Below are 14,556 nucleotides of genomic sequence, written 5' to 3'. Positions count from 1 at the left end.
CCTGAGTGTGCCAGGTCCTACGATGCTCGGCATGCTCAGGCGGCTGATTCCCCCGATGACTGTTCTTGCGCTGGCGGCTGCCCTCACAGCCTGCGGCGGGGACAGCGGTTCAGGCCCTACAGCCGGACACCGCATCAACCTTCTCGAACTCCGCGCGGCCGCCGCTCCACTCAAGGACGGCGGGCCGGTCTGCCCGGTCGCGTACGACATGGCCAAGGCCGCGAAGAGCGCCGGGATCCCCGGCGACGTGGTGCCCGGGACCCCGGCCGCGACCGCGGAGGCGGCCACCGCGTCCGACGCCGAAGCGGCGGCGGCGCGGGCCGACCCGGTGAACAGCAAGCTGTCGTTCCTGGCCCAGACCAACGGCGTCCACGTGGAATGCGACTACCGCGTCGGGACCGCGCAGGTCACCGTCCGCACGTGGGTGACCGAACGCGGCGGGGCGCTGAACATGGCGCTGCCGCAGTTCCGGGCCGACACGGGCATGAGCATGGAATCGCTGCCGGAGTACATCACCACGATCTACAAGACGCCCTTCGGCAAGGCACTCCCGACCCCCGAGGGCAAAGTCGCCGGGGTGCGCGTCCCGATGGACCAGAAGACCTTCCCCAAGAGCGACGCGGGGATCACCGTGAAGACCGAGGGCCTCGCCGCAGACCAGGTCACCGGCCTGACCGAAGCCCTGGCCGCACAGGTCTCCTAGCGCCTGGTCCGGTGGGAAACCCAGAACAGGCCCGAGAAGACCGTCACTCGCGCATCTCCGGCGGCAGCTCGTCCTGGCGCGCGAAGGTCCCCTCCGGCAGGACCCGGCCGCGCGGCACGTTCTGCCCCCGGCGGCGGTACGTGTTGCACAGCAGACAGCGTCCCCACCCCGGCGGCGTCTCCTCGGCGGGCTCCACCGCGCCCTGCGGGTGCACGTCGCAGCCGGTCAGTGACAGGGGCCGGGTGGAATCCTTCGCCGCCAGCCACAGGGCACGCGTGGCCTGGGAGATCTTCTCCAGGTCACCCTGGGTCGAATAGGGACCGGCCTCCTGGAGGAGCTCGTCCACCGCCCGGTGCAGGCGGCGGAGGTCGGCCAACTGGCCGGGAAGGCCCTCGGGTACGCGGAAGGAACTGGATGCCATGACGTCGAGGGTAACCCGGTCAGTTGCGTTCGAGACCCAGAAGCAACTGTTTGCGCGGCAGCCCGCCGCCGTACCCGGTCAGTGAACCGTCCGCACCGATCACCCGGTGGCACGGCACGATGATGGACACCGGATTGCGACCGTTGGCCATGCCCACGGCCCGCGACGCCGACGGCTTCCCCAGCCGCGCGGCGAGCCGGCCGTACGACGTCGTCCTCCCGTACGGAATCGTCGTCAGCGCCCGCCACACGCTCAGCTGGAACCCGGTGCCACGCGGCGCCAACGACAGGTCGAACGTCGTCAGCTCCCCGGCGAAGTAGGCCCCGAACTGCGCCACGGCCTCCTTGAAGGGGCCGCGGTCCTCGACCCACTCGGCGCCCATCGACGGGGCGTACTTGTGTTCGGCCCCCATGTGCACGCTGGTCAGCGACCGCCCGTCGCCGGTGATCAACAGTTCACCGACGGGGGAGGGCTCAAGGGTGTACCGCACCGGCCCGTCCAGGCGCGGCAGGAACTCCACCGGCTCCCAGACCTCCTCGGCCGGGACATCGAACAGTGACATCTCGCTCATGCCTCATCATCCTCAGGGGTCTCACGTACGGAGTGGGTCTCACGTACGGAGTGGGTCTCACGTACGGAGTGGGTCTCACGTACGGAGTGGGTTTCGAGCACGGAAGGAGTTTCGAGTACGGACCACACATGGTGCATCGCGTACGAACGCCAGGGCCGCCAGGTCGCGGCCAGCTCCGCCACCGCGGCGGGCTTCGTGTCGCAGCCGAGCCGGGCCAGGCCGTGCTTCACGCCCAGATCCGTCGGCAGGAACACGTCAGGATCACCGAGCGCCCGCATCCTGATGTACGACGCCGTCCACGGGCCGATGCCGGACAGCTCCTGCAACCGCGCGTCGGCCTCGTCCCGGTCGGCACCCGGGCTCAGCTCGACCTTCCCGACGGCCAGCGCGCCGCACATGCCGACGAGCGCCTTCTTCCGGGCACCCGGCATCGGCAGGTCCGCGGGATCGGCCTCCGCCAGCGCCGCCGACGTCGGGAAAGCGTGCGTGAGCCTGCCGTCCGGGGAGGTGAGCGGCTTGCCGTACTTCACCGCCAACCGCCCCGCGACCGTCCGCGCCCCCGCCACCGACACCTGCTGGCCGAGCAGCGCGCGGACGGCCAGCTCCGCTGGATCGACATGGCCGGGGGAGCGCAGCCCGGGAGACCCTGAAACCAAAGGTCCGAGTACGGGGCTCCCGCCCAGCGCCTCGGCGACGGCCTGTGGATCCGCGTCGAGGTCGAGCAGCCGACGGCAGCGCTGCACCGCGGTACCGAGATCCCGCAGATCCGCCAAGGCCAACCGGCACTGTACGTAGCCGTCCCCCGCCGAAAGCTCGACAACCCCCGTCGCGTGCGGAAGGGACAGCACCCGCCGGTAGACGCCGCCGGAGAACTCCTCGACCCCCGGCACAGCGCGCAGCCCGATGAACCCCAGCAGCCTGGGCAGATCGATCGGCGGCCGGTACGGCAACCGCAGTGCGATAGTGCCCGGAGCGGCGGTCTCCCGCCGCCCTGGAACGGACGCCCGAACCTGCGACGGCGTCCGCGCGAACACATCCCTTACGGTTTCGTTGAACTGCCGCACACTCGCGAACCCGGCCGCGAAAGCCACCTGCGTCACCGGCAGCCCGGTGGTCTCCAGGAGCACCCGCGCGGTCTGCGCCCGCTGCGCCCTGGCCAGTGCCAGCGGACCGGCCCCCAGCTCCGCCAGGAGCAGCCGGTTCAGCTGCCGCCCGCTGTAGCCGAGCTGCGCCGCGAGCCCGCTGACCCCGTCCCGGTCGACCACACCGTCGGCGATCGACCGCATCGCGCGGGCGACTACGTCCGCCCGTACGTTCCACTCCGGCGAGCCCGGCGACGCGTCCGGACGGCACCGCTTGCACGCCCGGAACCCGGCCGCCTGCGCGGCCGCCGCCGACGGGTGGAACTTCACGTTCTCCCGCTTCGGCGTCTGCGCCGGACAGCTCGGCCGACAGTAGATGCCCGTACTGGTCACCGCAGTGATGAACCAGCCGTCGAAACGGCTGTCCTTACTGCTGATGGCCCGGTACCTGCTCTCGTCATCCTTCATGGGGTCCAGTCTCGTCGCTTGACACCGAGACTACTAGCGGATTTCGGACATCGCCGTTTCGCGGTGCACTGCGGAATATTCGCACAGGCTCGTCGCGGGCCGCCGTAATGACCCTGGAGCCTGCGGGGAGGGGTGATTCCCCGCAGACCCCAAGATCATCACACTAGTGGCATTTCAGGCGGTCCGGGAAGTCACCCGAACCCCGGGGTTGCCGGCGGTCAGCGCTCCGGTGAGCGCCGCGCCGGCGTCGGCCAGTTCCGCGTCGCTCATCGGCTTGAGCGCGTCCAGGATGAACAGCGCGTGGGTGGTGTTGTGGGAGATGCGCGTACGGACGCACTGGCGCCAGTTCCACCGGCGGCAGGTGACGCCCGCGTCGTCCCGCCACACGACCTCGCCCGCGCGCGGGTGCTCGGCCTCGAACTCCTCAGTGCCGTCGGCCCGGACGAGCCGGGCCGCACCCACGTAGCGGTCCAGGTCCTCGCCGCCCACCGGCACGACGTGCGCGATGGAGACCGCGTTGTAGATGTCGGTCAGCCGGTCGATCCGGGGGAGTCCTTCGTCGAGCCGCCGGAGCAGGGCCTCCACGCTGGGCCTGGTCCGCTGCGGCTTCGCGCCGAACGCGCGGTAGGCGTCCCGCCACGCGACGACGTGCGGGTGGTCCCCGGACTCCTTCAGCTGCTCCATCTGCTTGCGGGCGGACTCTTCGGCCCCGCGTAGCAGGTCCTCGCTGAACCCATCGCTCGGACCGGGTTTCAGCCCCTCGGCTTCGATGAGCAACACCCGGTAGTCCGGCTGGAGTTCACGTACGGCCGCGTCAACGGTGACGGCGTCGAGCATGGTCACTTATTCCCCTCGCGGTGGTGCGGGTGGCAGGTGGACGGTCATCAGCAGTTCGCAGCCGCCGCGCCCGGCTCCCCGGTAGGAGTGCGCGACGTCCGCGTCGAAGGCGGCGGTGGTCCCGGCGGGGACGGTGTGCGCGCTGCCGCCGAGGGTGAGGGCCAGGGTCCCGGACAGCACGGTCACGGTCTCGGTGACACCGTCCGGATGCGGGTGGCTGTCGTACGTCTCGCCCTTGCCGAGCAGCCATCGCCAGAACTCGACCGGCGTGGGTCCTGTGGTGAGCAACAGGCGTGCTTCGCCGCCCAGTTCGCCGCGCCACAGGGGTTCGGCGTCCACGGTTTTTGCGAACCGCACCCGTTGTTCCGCCGGCTGCTCAAGGAGTGCTGACACCGGCAGCCCGAGCGCGTCGGCGAGCCGGACCAGCGTGGCGAGGTTGGGGTTGGCGGCGGCGTTCTCCAGCGCCACCAGCGCACCCTTGCTGACGCCCGCCCGGACGGTCAGCTGGTCCACGGACAGTCCGAGCCGGGTGCGCGCCGCGCGCACGTTGCGCGCGACGTCCGCCATCGCTTGATCGCCGGTCAACCGCTCCACCATCCTTCGGTCGGTTGAATGTATCAGGCGGTCGGTTTGTTGTGTCCACCGGAATTCGCGGGCAGGGCGGCCGTAACGGTCACCCAGGTCCGGCACCGCCTGCCTGCCCCGAGGTCTCGTCGGTGATCCACGCGGACTCGACCGACCGGCGCCTGTCTTCGCGGCGGCGATCCGCAGGAGTAGGTGATTTTGGCCGCTGAGGGGTGTCGCCCCGGCCAGAGAAGCTGATCTTGAGTGGTCTGTGACGCTGGGGCGTTACTTTCCACTCAAGGTCAAGAGCGTGCGCGTGTCCGTAAACCCCCTTGCCTGGGCGGCACTTCAGGCGTTGGCTGTACGTCCATGAAATACACCCAGCTCGGACGCACCGGTCTCAAGGTCAGCCGACTCGTGCTCGGCACGATGAACTTCGGCCCGCAGACCGATGAGTCCGGCAGTCATACACTCATGGACGCGGCCCTCGACGCGGGCGTGAACTTCTTCGACACCGCCAATGTGTACGGCTGGGGCGACAGCAAAGGGCGGACCGAGGAGATCATCGGATCCTGGTTCGCCAAGGGCGGCGACCGCAGGGAGAAGGTCGTCCTCGCCACCAAGATGTACGGCTCGATGCTCCCCGGCGGGGAGGTCTGGCCGAACCACGACAAACTCTCGGCGCTGAACATCCGCCGGGCCGTCGAAGCCAGCCTCAAGCGGCTCAACACCGACTACATCGACCTCTACCAGTTCCACCACGTCGACCGCAGCACGCCCTTCGAGGAGATCTGGCAGGCGATCGACGTACTGGTCCGGCAGGGCAAAATCCTTTATGCGGGATCGTCCAACTTCCCCGGCTACAAGATCGCCCAGGCGAACGAGACCGCCGCCCGTACCGGCCGCGTCGGACTGGTCAGCGAGCAGTGCCTCTACAACCTCGCCGAGCGCCGCGCCGAGATGGAGGTCATCCCGGCGGCGCAGGAGTACGGCGTCGGCGTCATCCCCTGGTCCCCGTTGCACGGCGGGCTCCTCGGCGGCGTCATCCGCAAGGAGCGCGAAGGCGGCGCTGCCCGATCCGGCAGCGGCCGGTCGGCGGCCTCGCTCGCGAACACGACCGTACGGGCCCAGGTCCAGGCGTACGAGGACCTCCTCGACAAGCACGGCCTGGAACCCGGCGAGGTGGCCCTGGCCTGGCTGCTGACCCGGCCGGGGGTGACCGGACCGATCGTCGGACCGCGTACGGAGGAGCAGTTCGCGTCGGCGCTGCGGGCCGTGGAGCTGGAACTCCCGGACGAACTGCTGGCCGCGCTGGACGAGGTCTTCCCGGGCCCGGGTCCCTCGCCGGAGGCTTTCGCCTGGTAGTCCGCCGGGACCAGCCCGAGGAGTTCCCGCGGGGGCGGTCGCCGCGGGAACTCCACAGGCACTGCCGGGCGACGCTGTCCATCGTGTATGTTTCAGCGCGACACGGTCTGGACTGACCAGTTCTGCCGTACTCAACACCGCACAAGCCAAGGAGGTGGGACCCAATGACGCTGTGTCAGATCGGGTGCTCTCCCTCCGCGATTGTGCGGTCAGCCTGAAATAGGTGACCGAGAGAGCGCCCTTGGCGTCCCGAAAGGCTCTCTCATGCTGGTCTCCTCGGCACCTCTCCACCGCTCCGTCATCGTCTCCAAACTTCGTGCCGCCGGCTGTGTGTTCGCCGAAGACGAGGCGGAGTTGATCCTCTCCACCGCACAGACCCCGTCCGACCTCGTCGCCATGCTGGACCGGCGCGTCACCGGGGTCCCCCTCGAACACGTCCTCGGCTGGGCCGAGTTCTACGGCCTGCGGATCGCAGTCGACCCCGGCGTCTTCGTTCCCCGCCGCCGTACGGAATTCCTCGTCCGCCGGGCCGCCGGCCTCGCCCGGCCGGGGGCCGTCGTCGTAGACCTGTGCTGCGGCTCGGGCGCGGTGGGCGCCGCGCTGGTCGCGGCACTTGGCCGGATCGAGCTGTACGCCGCCGACATCGACCCCGCCGCGGTGCGCTGTGCCCGCCGCAACGTCGCCGCCGGTGGCGGGCTGGTGTACGAAGGTGACCTCTACGAGCCGCTGCCCGCCTCCCTCCGGGGCCGCGTCGACGTCCTGGTCGCCAACGCGCCCTACGTGCCCACCGGGGCGATCAGGCTGCTGCCCCCGGAGGCGCGCATCCATGAGGCCCGGGTGGCGCTCGACGGCGGAGCGGACGGATCCGACGTTCAGCGGCGGGTGGCCGCCGCAGCGCCGCAATGGCTCGCGCCGGGCGGCCACCTGCTGATCGAGACGAGCGAACGCCAGGCAGATCGGACCGCCGAAACCGTCGCCCGCAACGGGCTGATCCCACAGGTCGTCAGTTTCGATGAGCTGGACGCCACCGTCGTCATCGGAACCAGGCCCGTCCGTAGGGCGTAGCCCGGAAGCGGGTTCCGGTAATCGACGGCTGTTCATCTGCATTCCGGGTAGTCGTCGTTGTAACCGGCCTGCTGGCGCTGAGGGGGGCCATGAGCAATCCGCTTGATCCGTACAACCCTGATCCGTACAACCCTGATCCGTACAACCCCGGGCCACTTCCGCCGGGCCCGTACAACTCCGGTCCCTACAGCAGTAATCCGCCCAACCCGTGGGAGCCCTTCCGCCGCCCCAGTCGCCTCAACCGGTCCAGCCTCCGCTGCCCACCGGACCAGTGGGGCCGCCGCCCATTGTGCTGTTGATTCTGCTCGCGACGGTGGGAACGCCAGCGCTTCAGCCGCTGGGAGGCGTCCTTTGCGGGGGACGGCAGGTGTCCGGTCCGCTGACTGAAGGTAGCTCCCAAGCCGCTGGAACTGGAAGCCTCGGTTCACATGCCCCGCATCGGGTGCGGACTGGCTGGCGGGCGCTGGGAGATGGTGGAGCGGTTGATCATCGGTCGGCTCATCGACCGGGGGTAACCTCGCGGCCGTCCGCCTTCTCCGGCGGTCCGCAACTGATCTGTCGCTGAGTCAGGTCCGGAGCTACCTGGCAGCTGTCGCAGCTTCCGGAACCCCACCCGCAGTGCTGGTGGAGCTGACCGTGCACCTGCGTTGGAGACTCCGGTGGCCGATCCTGGCAAGCGGCCCGCCGCTTACCGCGCGGTCCGCAGCGCCGTCCCCGCAGCCACCCCCACCAGCAACGCCGTCAGATGCCCGGCGTCTGTGAACCCCGGATCGTCAAGCAGCGGCTTCACGCCCAGCAGGCCCACCAGCAGCGGCACACTCACCGCCCGGCCGGGCGCGTGCGCCGCGATCGAACCCAGCAGGCAGTACGTGCCGTAGCTGACTCCGACGTCCACCGCCCCATCCGTTTCCGGGTCGCGGGCGCGGAGTTTCAGCCCCGCGTAGACCAGCGCGGTCGTCCCGGCGTGGCCGAGCAGGAACAGCCCCGCCGACCTGCGGCTGCCCCAGTACAACTCCGCGCCGCCGAGCAGCGCGAGCAAGGTGGCCGCGTCGCGCGGGGCCGGCTTCCGTTCGACCAGCAGCGCGCTCGTGAACAGGGTGTGCAGCCGACGCAGATCGAGGTTGACGACATTGCTTGAGTTGGCCCGTACGACGGACTCGGAATGTTCACTCCGATGTACGAACGCACTCCCGGCCATGACGGTCGCGGTGTAGGCGGGGGACCAGCGGAAGCGGGACAGGATGCGCACCCGGCAGGTCTATCACTTCGCCGGGGGTCGTCCCCCGGCAGACGCAGCACCTGTCGGGCGCGAACTTATGGAAGCCGTGATCGGATTCGAACCGATGTGCTCTGCTTTGCAGGCAGATCCCTGGGCCTCTCGGGCATACGGCTGGGCTGGTTTCCTGTTGTTTTTCCCAGACAGACAGACAGACAGACAGACAGACAGACAGACCGACCGTAAGAGCCTCCGTGATCGCGCATCAACGGTTCCCCGTGAGATGTAACACAGCGTTCACAACTGCGTACGGATATCCCTTGGCCGCAGTCGGGGCACCCATGGCAAGCTGACCCCCGTGAACGGGCCTGAGATCACCATGGACATCGCCGCGGAACTGCGGATCTTCGTTGCGCCGAACCGGCGTGAAGGGCGCTTCGCCGTGACCACCGACGGGATGTCGACACTCGGCCACGTCGTGGAGGCGGCGGGGATCCCGCTGACGGAGGCGGGAACGCTGACCGTGAACAAGGGGACGGTCGAGCCGTCGTACGTCGCCGTACAAGGCGACCTGGTCGAGGTCGCGGCCGTCGCGCGCCCCCAGGGGCTGCCCGCGGACGTGCCGTTGAAGTTCCTGCTCGACGTACACCTGGGCACGCTCGCCCGGCGGATGCGCCTGCTCGGGATCGACACCGCGTACGAGAACCTGAACGACGACGCGGACCTGGCCGCACAGTCCGAGGCCGAACAGCGGGTGATGCTGACGCGGGACCGCGGGCTGTTGCAGCGCCGGCAGATCTTCGCGGGCGCGTACATCTACAGTGACCGGCCCGATGAGCAGATCAAGGACGTACTGGAGCGGTTCGCTCCGGAGCTTGTCCCGTGGACGCGGTGTACGGCGTGCAACGGGCTGCTGGAGTCCGCCGGCAAGGACGAGGTGGAAGCCCGTCTGCTGCCCGGCACGGAGCGGTCGTACGACGTCTTCGCGCAATGCACCGCGTGCGAGCGGGTGTACTGGCGCGGCGCCCACCACGAACGTTTGGAAGCGATCGTGGCGGACGCCGTGAAGGTGCTCTCCTGAAAAGGAGGGAACTTACTTCTTGCCGAACCGGCGCTCGAACTGCTCGACGCGGCCGGCGGTGTCCATGACGCGCGACTTGCCCGTGTAGAACGGGTGGCTCGCGGACGAGATCTCCACGTCGACGACCGGGTAGGTGTTGCCGTCCGTCCACTCGATCGTCTTGGTCGACGTCATCGTGGAGCGGGTCAGGAAGGTGAGCTCCCCGACGACGTCGCGGAAGACGACCGGGTGGTAGTCGGGGTGGATGTCAGGCTTCACGGTGGGCCTCCTGCTCGGGCGTGGATGTGGGGGGAACGCGGCGGCCGGCCGCCGCATTCCGGTTCCGGGAAGCCACTGGAGTCCCCGGCCGGTGGTGCTGATCCGGCCGGGGACCCCAGTGGTCTCCCAGATTCCCTGGATGACCAGGGCCTAGGTGCTGGTTCCCCGGTCAGACCGGGGAACCAGTGCTAGCGCTGCTTCTTGCGGGCCTCGGCGCCGGTGGGGTTCGAGGAGTACGGAAGGAGCGCCATCTCACGGGCGTTCTTCACTGCCTTGGCGACCTGGCGCTGCTGCTGGGTGGTGAGCCCGGTCACGCGGCGGCTGCGGATTTTCCCGCGGTCGGAGATGAACTGACGAAGGAGGTTGAAGTCCTTGTAGTCCACGTATTCGATCTTCGCTGCGAACAGCGGGTTCTTCTTGGGCTTGCGAGGTTTCAGCGTCTTTTCCGGACGCGGTCTGGCGGCCATGCTTTGCTCCGTACGTAGTTAGGCGGTCACATCGAGGAAAACGGCGAAGGGATCAGAAAGGGTACGCCAGAAGGCGGGCCCTTGGGCGATCTCCTCGTCCGTGAGCAGGCATGCGTCCAGGACTTCGAACAGCGGATCGCGGTCCAGCCCAAGTGCGGTGAAAGCCACCTGTTGGCCGCGGTCGCCGTGCAGCGGGTCCCAGTCGAGGGCTGCGGCGGCCTGCCGAACGGCCGGCATTTCGTCCCAGACTTCATCGGTCACCGCTGCCAGCCACGGTCCTGCGGTCTCAATGGTCAGGTTGCCGCCGGCAGTGCTCCAGGACAGCAGGTCGTCGGGGCGGCTGGCAAGCCACACGCGTCCCCGGCTGCGTGCAGCCCCCAGGACGATATCCTCCAGCGCCTCGAACAGTCGCCCCGGGTGCAGTGGACGGCGTCGGTTCCACAGCGCGGTGGCCGCTCCGCCGAGCTCGGCGTCGAACGGAAGCTGCGCGCACGCGGGGTGCACGCCGGCCGACGCGGCGACGACGTCGAAGCCCGCGAGGCTCTCCGCGGCCAGGGTCCGCGACGCGAGGCGGACGACGCGGGCGGCGGGGTGGAGGAGCCGGATGAGCTCGTCGCCGGGGCCGGTTTCGGCGTCCGCGGGGCAGACGATCAGTGGCGCGTATTCGATCTGGCGGGCCAGGACTTCGGCGACGGTGCCGTCGTCCCCGGCGGTCATCGCCAGGTCGATGTCGGACAGGTCGACCGGCTGGGTGAGGTCTTCGGGCAGCCGGCACGGGTCGACGGCGGTGACGACGGCCGTCAGCAGCAGGGACTCCCCGCCGTACGTGACGACGGACTCGGCCGCCTCCTGGAGGTCGACTGACTCCCAGGTCTCGATGACGGCCGTGCGGTAACGGCCCGAGGCGGCGAACGCCTGCAGCAACGGGAGCAGGTCCTCACGCAGCCCGCAGCAAGCGCAGTCGTTCTCCAGCTCGACCCGGACCCGCTCGATGACGCCGGTCGGGTCGCTGACCACACGTTCGATCAGTCCGGTGCCGTTGCGGCGCAGGTTGTGGTGCACGACGACGGCTTCCGGCGCGGTTTCGAGCAGTTCGGACACCGTCGCCCGCCGGACGTCGGCGTGCAGACCGCCGACGAGGACGACGTTCATCGGTGGACGGTCCTCCATGCGGCTCACCTCATTCCAGCAGTGCGGTGGAAACGATTTTCATTAACTTACCGCACGCCAGGCCGGTAGTCCCGCCCGCACAGTCGTCCCCCAAGGAGAACACGGCCGAGGGGTGCGGCCCAACCGGGGTCAGGGAGGGGCCGTACGGGTGAGGATATCGATCAAGTGTTCCGCACGCCCGTGGCACTCCCCGCCAGCCAGCGGTCCCACGTCAGGTTCCAGTCGCCGTACCCGTTGCCGAACTCGTCCATCGGCTTGCCGGAGCTGCCCACCGCGTAGACGACGTCGCCCTTCCGGGAGAGCCCGTACAGCCACTCGGCGTCCGCCTCGGACATGCCGACGCAGCCGTGGCTGACATTCTCCCTGCCGAACGATTCGGCGTTGTCCGGGGCCGCGTGGATGTACTCGCCGCTGACCGTCTCGCGCATGCTCCAGTTGTACTTCCCGTAGTACCCGTCCTTGTGGCCGCGCGGGATCCCGATGGTCCGGGAGTCCATCAGGACCGTGCCGTCCTTGGCCAGGACGACCTTCACACCGTCGCGGGTCTTGAACCGGGGTTCCCCGCCGCTGAACGGGATCGTGCGCAGCGTCTCGCCGTTCCGTACGACCGTCATCTTGTAGCTCGCGAGGTCCAGCGTGGAGACCATCGAATCACCGAAGGCGAACGTGACCCTGCGGTCCTGGCCCGCCGCGGTGCCGTCGGCCAGCTTCACCTCGGCGAGCCTGGCGTCCAGGGTGACCCTGGTGTTCGCCGGCCAGTACTTCTCCGGGCGGAAGTTCAGGTAGGTGCTGCCCTTGGCCTCGCCCCAGTGCCACGCTCCGGTGACCTTCGCCGGGCTGGTGGTGACCTTCAGCCGGCCCTCGATGCCCGCGCGCAGCGACGTGTCGATTTTCAGGTTCTTGAAGACGATCGACACGGGGTGGCCGACGCCGACCGTCTCGCCCTCCAGTGGGGCGATCTCCGGCTTCACCGTCCTCCGGGCGCCCGTCAGCGTCGCCGCGGCCGGGGCGGGAGCGCCTGACGGCCGCGTGGAGGGTGTCACGGGCGTCTTGGGTGCTGGGACGCCCAGGGCGGCGTCCTGGGCGGCTGGAGGTGCCGTACGGGCCTTCTCCGACGGGGAGCCGCACGCAGCCAGGGCCAGGCCTGCGGTGAGGAGTCCGGTGAGGGCGCCTGCGGGCGTGCGGAAACGGCGACTGCGGGCGGCGGATATCAAGACTGCGTCGGTCCTTCGAAGGGGTGCGGGGAGCATCCGTACGATACGGTACGGCCCGATAACCTCCCGAAACGGACATCTGTCGAGTGGGTCTGAGTCCGTGAAGGGCTGGTGAAAGGCCCGCGGGAGACCGGCGGGTGTTCGAGGAGCCGTCAGCCGGGTTCGCCCGGCGCCCGGTCCTGGCCGCGGTCGCTGACGCCCAGTCACACAGCGGGCGTTCCGGTGACGTCGTACAGGTGGTGCACCGGGTCGTGGATGAAATAGCGCGCGAGCGACTCCACCGTGAACACGGACCCGTCGCTGCGGTTGCCCGTCCGGTCCCACTGGTCGCCGGAGACCTGCTCGAACCCCGCGGCCAGGACTTCGGCGGCAGCGGCCAGGCCGCCGTCCGCCGCCAGGATGTCCGTCCAGGCCCCGGCGTTGGCCCGCAGCAGCCCGGCGACCGCTTCGCGGACGACGCCCGGGGTGTCGAAACCGCAGTCGGGGCAGGGCAGTCGCAGGACCCAGGTCCAGTCTTTGGTGTCAGGAGTGATCATGGAATCAAGAATCGCGACCGCCGGCCCTTCAGCACCAGCGAAATATCCTGCGGGATTCCGTTCGGCAGAACTGAACAGTCAGGTCAGCGTGACCGCGATGCCGACCGTGCCCTGCTTCCCGCGCCGCAGCCGGCTCCCCAGCATCGTCAGCCGGCCGACCACGCCGTACTTCTTCCGGATCGCCACCCTGGCCTGCTCCGAACCCGCCTCGTCGAGCAGCCGCGCGGTGCCGGGCACGGAGTCGCCGAGCGGCTTGCCCCGCAGGTCGCACGGGCCGACGAGCACAGCCGGGTTGTTCCGGATCCGCTTGACCTTCCACGAGTCGGACACCGTCCACACGATCAGCTCCGCACCGTCCCTGGCCACCCACACCGGAGTGGGCACGGCGGTGCCGTCCTTGCGGAAGGTGCTGACGAGGAGGTACTTGCCGTCGCCGAGGTGCTGCGTGTCCGTTGCCATGGGCCGACTCTGTCACGGCCGGCCACCGCGGAATACGACAACTGAGCGGCACCACGCCGGGAATGACCCGGTGTGGTGCCGCTCAGTTGTCGAACAACTGCTGACCCGGCTGCGTCCTTCAAACAGTCGGTCGTATCAATAGCGCGGGGGCAGTTGCCCCGGGTTGCCCGGACCGGGCGCGCGCGGAGTCGGCACCTGCGACTGCTGGCTGAACTGCGGCCGCTGCGGGAACGGCGGCGGGTTCGGCACCGCGGACGGGTTGGTGCTGTAGCCGTTCGGGTTCGGCTGTGCCTGCACGGGACCGCCGAACGCGTTGAACGAACCGCTCGGCGCACCGGCCGGTTGCGGCTGCGGATAGGCGGACGGCGCCGGAGGAGTGCCGTACTGGCCACCGCCCTGCTGCCCGCCGCCCTGCTGGCCGTTGGCGTACTGCCCGTTGGAGTACTGGCTGTTCCCGTACTGGCTGCTGCCGTACGGCGCGGGCTGTGGAACAGCGCCGTACTGGCCGCTGTTCGGGTTGGGCCCGCCGGAGTTGTGACCGAATCCGTTGTTCCCGTACTGCGGGCGCGACGATTGGCCACTCGGCAGCGCCGGCAGTGCCGGACGCGACTCCTGCCGGTCGCCCATCATGCCGCCGTAGCCGAGCCGGAAGTCCGGAATGGGCAGATGGAAGGGGGTGTTGTCCGGTCGGCCCAACTCGGCCACCAGACGGTCGTAGATCGGGGTCTCCGAATACGGCGAGGTGTAGCCGCCGTCATAGGCACGAGCCGAGGTCATGGCCGATAAGGTACGCGATCCTCCGTGGTTGGGAACCCCCCGGGGCCGTTGTTTTCACGTTAATCCGCGCTCATGTTTCCCGCGGGTACGGACGAAGTCCCCCCGCGCAACTGATATTCGCCTGTGACCTGGGGTTTCGCCCCCATTCGGGCCGATGTGAGATAGCTCGCCCACAACTCTGGCCAACCCGTGGTAAGCGGAGGATGATTCAGCGCGACTGACTGCTGCGGCGTCCGGATGGTGACAGGCGAACGGCGGCGTACCCCGGAGAGGGGTGGACGTGCGATCCCGAAAACGCATTT

The 14,556-nt window shown here is 69.2% G+C and carries 17 protein-coding genes, 1 tRNA gene and 1 pseudogene; 5 read left to right on the top strand and 14 right to left on the bottom strand.

Going from position 1 to position 14,556, the window contains the following annotated elements; translation table 11 throughout:
• Positions 1–31 precede the first annotated feature (31 nt).
• Positions 32–703 carry a hypothetical protein gene (locus AC0Z36_RS14115; protein ID WP_485463188.1) on the top strand — a complete coding sequence of 224 codons (672 nt, stop codon included), beginning with the start codon at positions 32–34 and terminating at the stop codon, positions 701–703.
• A 43-nt stretch (positions 704–746) separates the two neighbouring features.
• Here AC0Z36_RS14115 and AC0Z36_RS14110 read toward each other — a convergent pair whose 3' ends face one another.
• The 5 genes from AC0Z36_RS14110 to AC0Z36_RS14090 form a co-directional block, all read right to left on the bottom strand.
• Positions 747–1,124, bottom strand: coding sequence for a hypothetical protein (locus AC0Z36_RS14110; protein WP_485463187.1), 378 nt, complete (start codon positions 1,122–1,124; stop codon positions 747–749).
• 19 nt (positions 1,125–1,143) lie between these two features.
• Entirely contained in the window at positions 1,144–1,695 is a 552-nt protein-coding gene (locus AC0Z36_RS14105) for a methylated-DNA--[protein]-cysteine S-methyltransferase (RefSeq protein WP_485463186.1), read from the bottom strand.
• The gene (locus AC0Z36_RS14100) at positions 1,692–3,245 is read right to left on the bottom strand and encodes an AlkA N-terminal domain-containing protein (RefSeq protein ID WP_485463185.1); all 1,554 of its coding nucleotides are present in this window, start codon (positions 3,243–3,245) and stop codon (positions 1,692–1,694) included. Before AC0Z36_RS14100 ends, AC0Z36_RS14105 begins: the two co-directional genes overlap by 4 nt.
• A 174-nt stretch (positions 3,246–3,419) precedes the next feature.
• Complete coding sequence (locus tag AC0Z36_RS14095; RefSeq protein ID WP_485463229.1) at positions 3,420–4,082, bottom strand: B3/B4 domain-containing protein; 663 nt, start codon at positions 4,080–4,082, stop codon at positions 3,420–3,422.
• Between the two features lie 6 nt (positions 4,083–4,088).
• Positions 4,089–4,649: a helix-turn-helix domain-containing protein gene (locus AC0Z36_RS14090; protein WP_485463228.1), complete on the bottom strand. Its 561-nt coding sequence runs from the start codon at positions 4,647–4,649 to the stop codon at positions 4,089–4,091.
• 366 nt (positions 4,650–5,015) lie between these two features.
• Between AC0Z36_RS14090 and AC0Z36_RS14085 the strand changes: the two genes are divergently transcribed.
• From AC0Z36_RS14085 to AC0Z36_RS14075, 3 genes and pseudogenes are all read left to right on the top strand, one after another.
• Complete coding sequence (locus AC0Z36_RS14085; RefSeq protein WP_485463184.1) at positions 5,016–6,011, top strand: aldo/keto reductase; 996 nt, start codon at positions 5,016–5,018, stop codon at positions 6,009–6,011.
• Between the two features lie 264 nt (positions 6,012–6,275).
• Positions 6,276–7,076 carry a putative protein N(5)-glutamine methyltransferase gene (locus tag AC0Z36_RS14080; protein ID WP_485463183.1) on the top strand — a complete coding sequence of 267 codons (801 nt, stop codon included), beginning with the start codon at positions 6,276–6,278 and terminating at the stop codon, positions 7,074–7,076.
• 389 nt (positions 7,077–7,465) lie between these two features.
• Positions 7,466–7,591, top strand: a pseudogene (locus tag AC0Z36_RS14075) (Appr-1-p processing protein); the annotation flags it as partial.
• Positions 7,592–7,764: 173 nt separating this feature from the next.
• Here the strand turns inward: AC0Z36_RS14075 and AC0Z36_RS14070 are convergent.
• Positions 7,765–8,325, bottom strand: a complete 561-nt coding sequence (locus tag AC0Z36_RS14070; protein ID WP_485463182.1) for a rhomboid-like protein — start codon at positions 8,323–8,325, stop codon at positions 7,765–7,767.
• Positions 8,326–8,393: 68 nt separating this feature from the next.
• Positions 8,394–8,468: transfer RNA gene (locus AC0Z36_RS14065), tRNA-Cys, on the bottom strand.
• Between the two features lie 182 nt (positions 8,469–8,650).
• Here AC0Z36_RS14065 and AC0Z36_RS14060 point away from each other — a divergent pair.
• A complete protein-coding gene (locus tag AC0Z36_RS14060) occupies positions 8,651–9,373 on the top strand; it encodes a Mut7-C RNAse domain-containing protein (protein ID WP_485463181.1) in 723 nt (240 codons plus the stop codon).
• A gap of 12 nt (positions 9,374–9,385) precedes the next feature.
• On the opposite strand, the gene AC0Z36_RS14055 is transcribed toward AC0Z36_RS14060, so the two are convergent.
• The 7 genes from AC0Z36_RS14055 to AC0Z36_RS14025 form a co-directional block, all read right to left on the bottom strand.
• Positions 9,386–9,631, bottom strand: coding sequence for a type B 50S ribosomal protein L31 (locus AC0Z36_RS14055; protein WP_485463180.1), 246 nt, complete (start codon positions 9,629–9,631; stop codon positions 9,386–9,388).
• 188 nt (positions 9,632–9,819) lie between these two features.
• Positions 9,820–10,098, bottom strand: a complete 279-nt coding sequence (rpsR, locus tag AC0Z36_RS14050) for a 30S ribosomal protein S18 (protein ID WP_485463179.1) — start codon at positions 10,096–10,098, stop codon at positions 9,820–9,822.
• A gap of 18 nt (positions 10,099–10,116) precedes the next feature.
• Positions 10,117–11,268, bottom strand: a complete 1,152-nt coding sequence (locus AC0Z36_RS14045) for a GTP-binding protein (protein WP_485463178.1) — start codon at positions 11,266–11,268, stop codon at positions 10,117–10,119.
• A gap of 161 nt (positions 11,269–11,429) precedes the next feature.
• Positions 11,430–12,482 (bottom strand): L,D-transpeptidase, encoded by a 1,053-nt coding sequence (locus tag AC0Z36_RS14040; protein ID WP_485463177.1) that lies wholly within the window; start codon positions 12,480–12,482, stop codon positions 11,430–11,432.
• A 203-nt stretch (positions 12,483–12,685) separates the two neighbouring features.
• The gene (locus tag AC0Z36_RS14035) at positions 12,686–13,018 is read right to left on the bottom strand and encodes a hypothetical protein (protein ID WP_485463176.1); all 333 of its coding nucleotides are present in this window, start codon (positions 13,016–13,018) and stop codon (positions 12,686–12,688) included.
• Between the two features lie 78 nt (positions 13,019–13,096).
• A complete protein-coding gene (locus tag AC0Z36_RS14030) occupies positions 13,097–13,477 on the bottom strand; it encodes a PPOX class F420-dependent oxidoreductase (RefSeq protein ID WP_485463175.1) in 381 nt (126 codons plus the stop codon).
• Positions 13,478–13,612: 135 nt separating this feature from the next.
• The gene (locus tag AC0Z36_RS14025; protein ID WP_485463174.1) at positions 13,613–14,254 is read right to left on the bottom strand and encodes a hypothetical protein; all 642 of its coding nucleotides are present in this window, start codon (positions 14,252–14,254) and stop codon (positions 13,613–13,615) included.
• Positions 14,255–14,556 lie beyond the last annotated feature (302 nt).

The organism is Kitasatospora sp. UYEF31 (genome assembly GCF_057291755.1).
Note: the sequence above shows the minus strand (reverse complement) of the source record. Positions and strands in the feature narration are given on the sequence as shown.

Excerpts from the sequence above, each read along its gene's own strand:
- AC0Z36_RS14115 (WP_485463188.1), top strand. The coding sequence starts at position 32 with ATGCTCAGGCGGCTGATTCCCCCGATGACTGTTCTTGCGCTGGCGGCT.
- AC0Z36_RS14110 (WP_485463187.1), bottom strand. The coding sequence starts at position 1,124 with ATGGCATCCAGTTCCTTCCGCGTACCCGAGGGCCTTCCCGGCCAGTTG.
- AC0Z36_RS14105 (WP_485463186.1), bottom strand. The coding sequence starts at position 1,695 with ATGAGCGAGATGTCACTGTTCGATGTCCCGGCCGAGGAGGTCTGGGAG.
- AC0Z36_RS14100 (WP_485463185.1), bottom strand. The coding sequence starts at position 3,245 with ATGAAGGATGACGAGAGCAGGTACCGGGCCATCAGCAGTAAGGACAGC.
- AC0Z36_RS14095 (WP_485463229.1), bottom strand. The coding sequence starts at position 4,082 with ATGCTCGACGCCGTCACCGTTGACGCGGCCGTACGTGAACTCCAGCCG.
- AC0Z36_RS14090 (WP_485463228.1), bottom strand. The coding sequence starts at position 4,649 with ATGGCGGACGTCGCGCGCAACGTGCGCGCGGCGCGCACCCGGCTCGGA.
- AC0Z36_RS14085 (WP_485463184.1), top strand. The coding sequence starts at position 5,016 with ATGAAATACACCCAGCTCGGACGCACCGGTCTCAAGGTCAGCCGACTC.
- AC0Z36_RS14080 (WP_485463183.1), top strand. The coding sequence starts at position 6,276 with ATGCTGGTCTCCTCGGCACCTCTCCACCGCTCCGTCATCGTCTCCAAA.
- rpsR (WP_485463179.1), bottom strand. The coding sequence starts at position 10,098 with ATGGCCGCCAGACCGCGTCCGGAAAAGACGCTGAAACCTCGCAAGCCC.
- AC0Z36_RS14045 (WP_485463178.1), bottom strand. The coding sequence starts at position 11,268 with ATGGAGGACCGTCCACCGATGAACGTCGTCCTCGTCGGCGGTCTGCAC.
- AC0Z36_RS14035 (WP_485463176.1), bottom strand. The coding sequence starts at position 13,018 with ATGATCACTCCTGACACCAAAGACTGGACCTGGGTCCTGCGACTGCCC.
- AC0Z36_RS14030 (WP_485463175.1), bottom strand. The coding sequence starts at position 13,477 with ATGGCAACGGACACGCAGCACCTCGGCGACGGCAAGTACCTCCTCGTC.
- AC0Z36_RS14025 (WP_485463174.1), bottom strand. The coding sequence starts at position 14,254 with ATGACCTCGGCTCGTGCCTATGACGGCGGCTACACCTCGCCGTATTCG.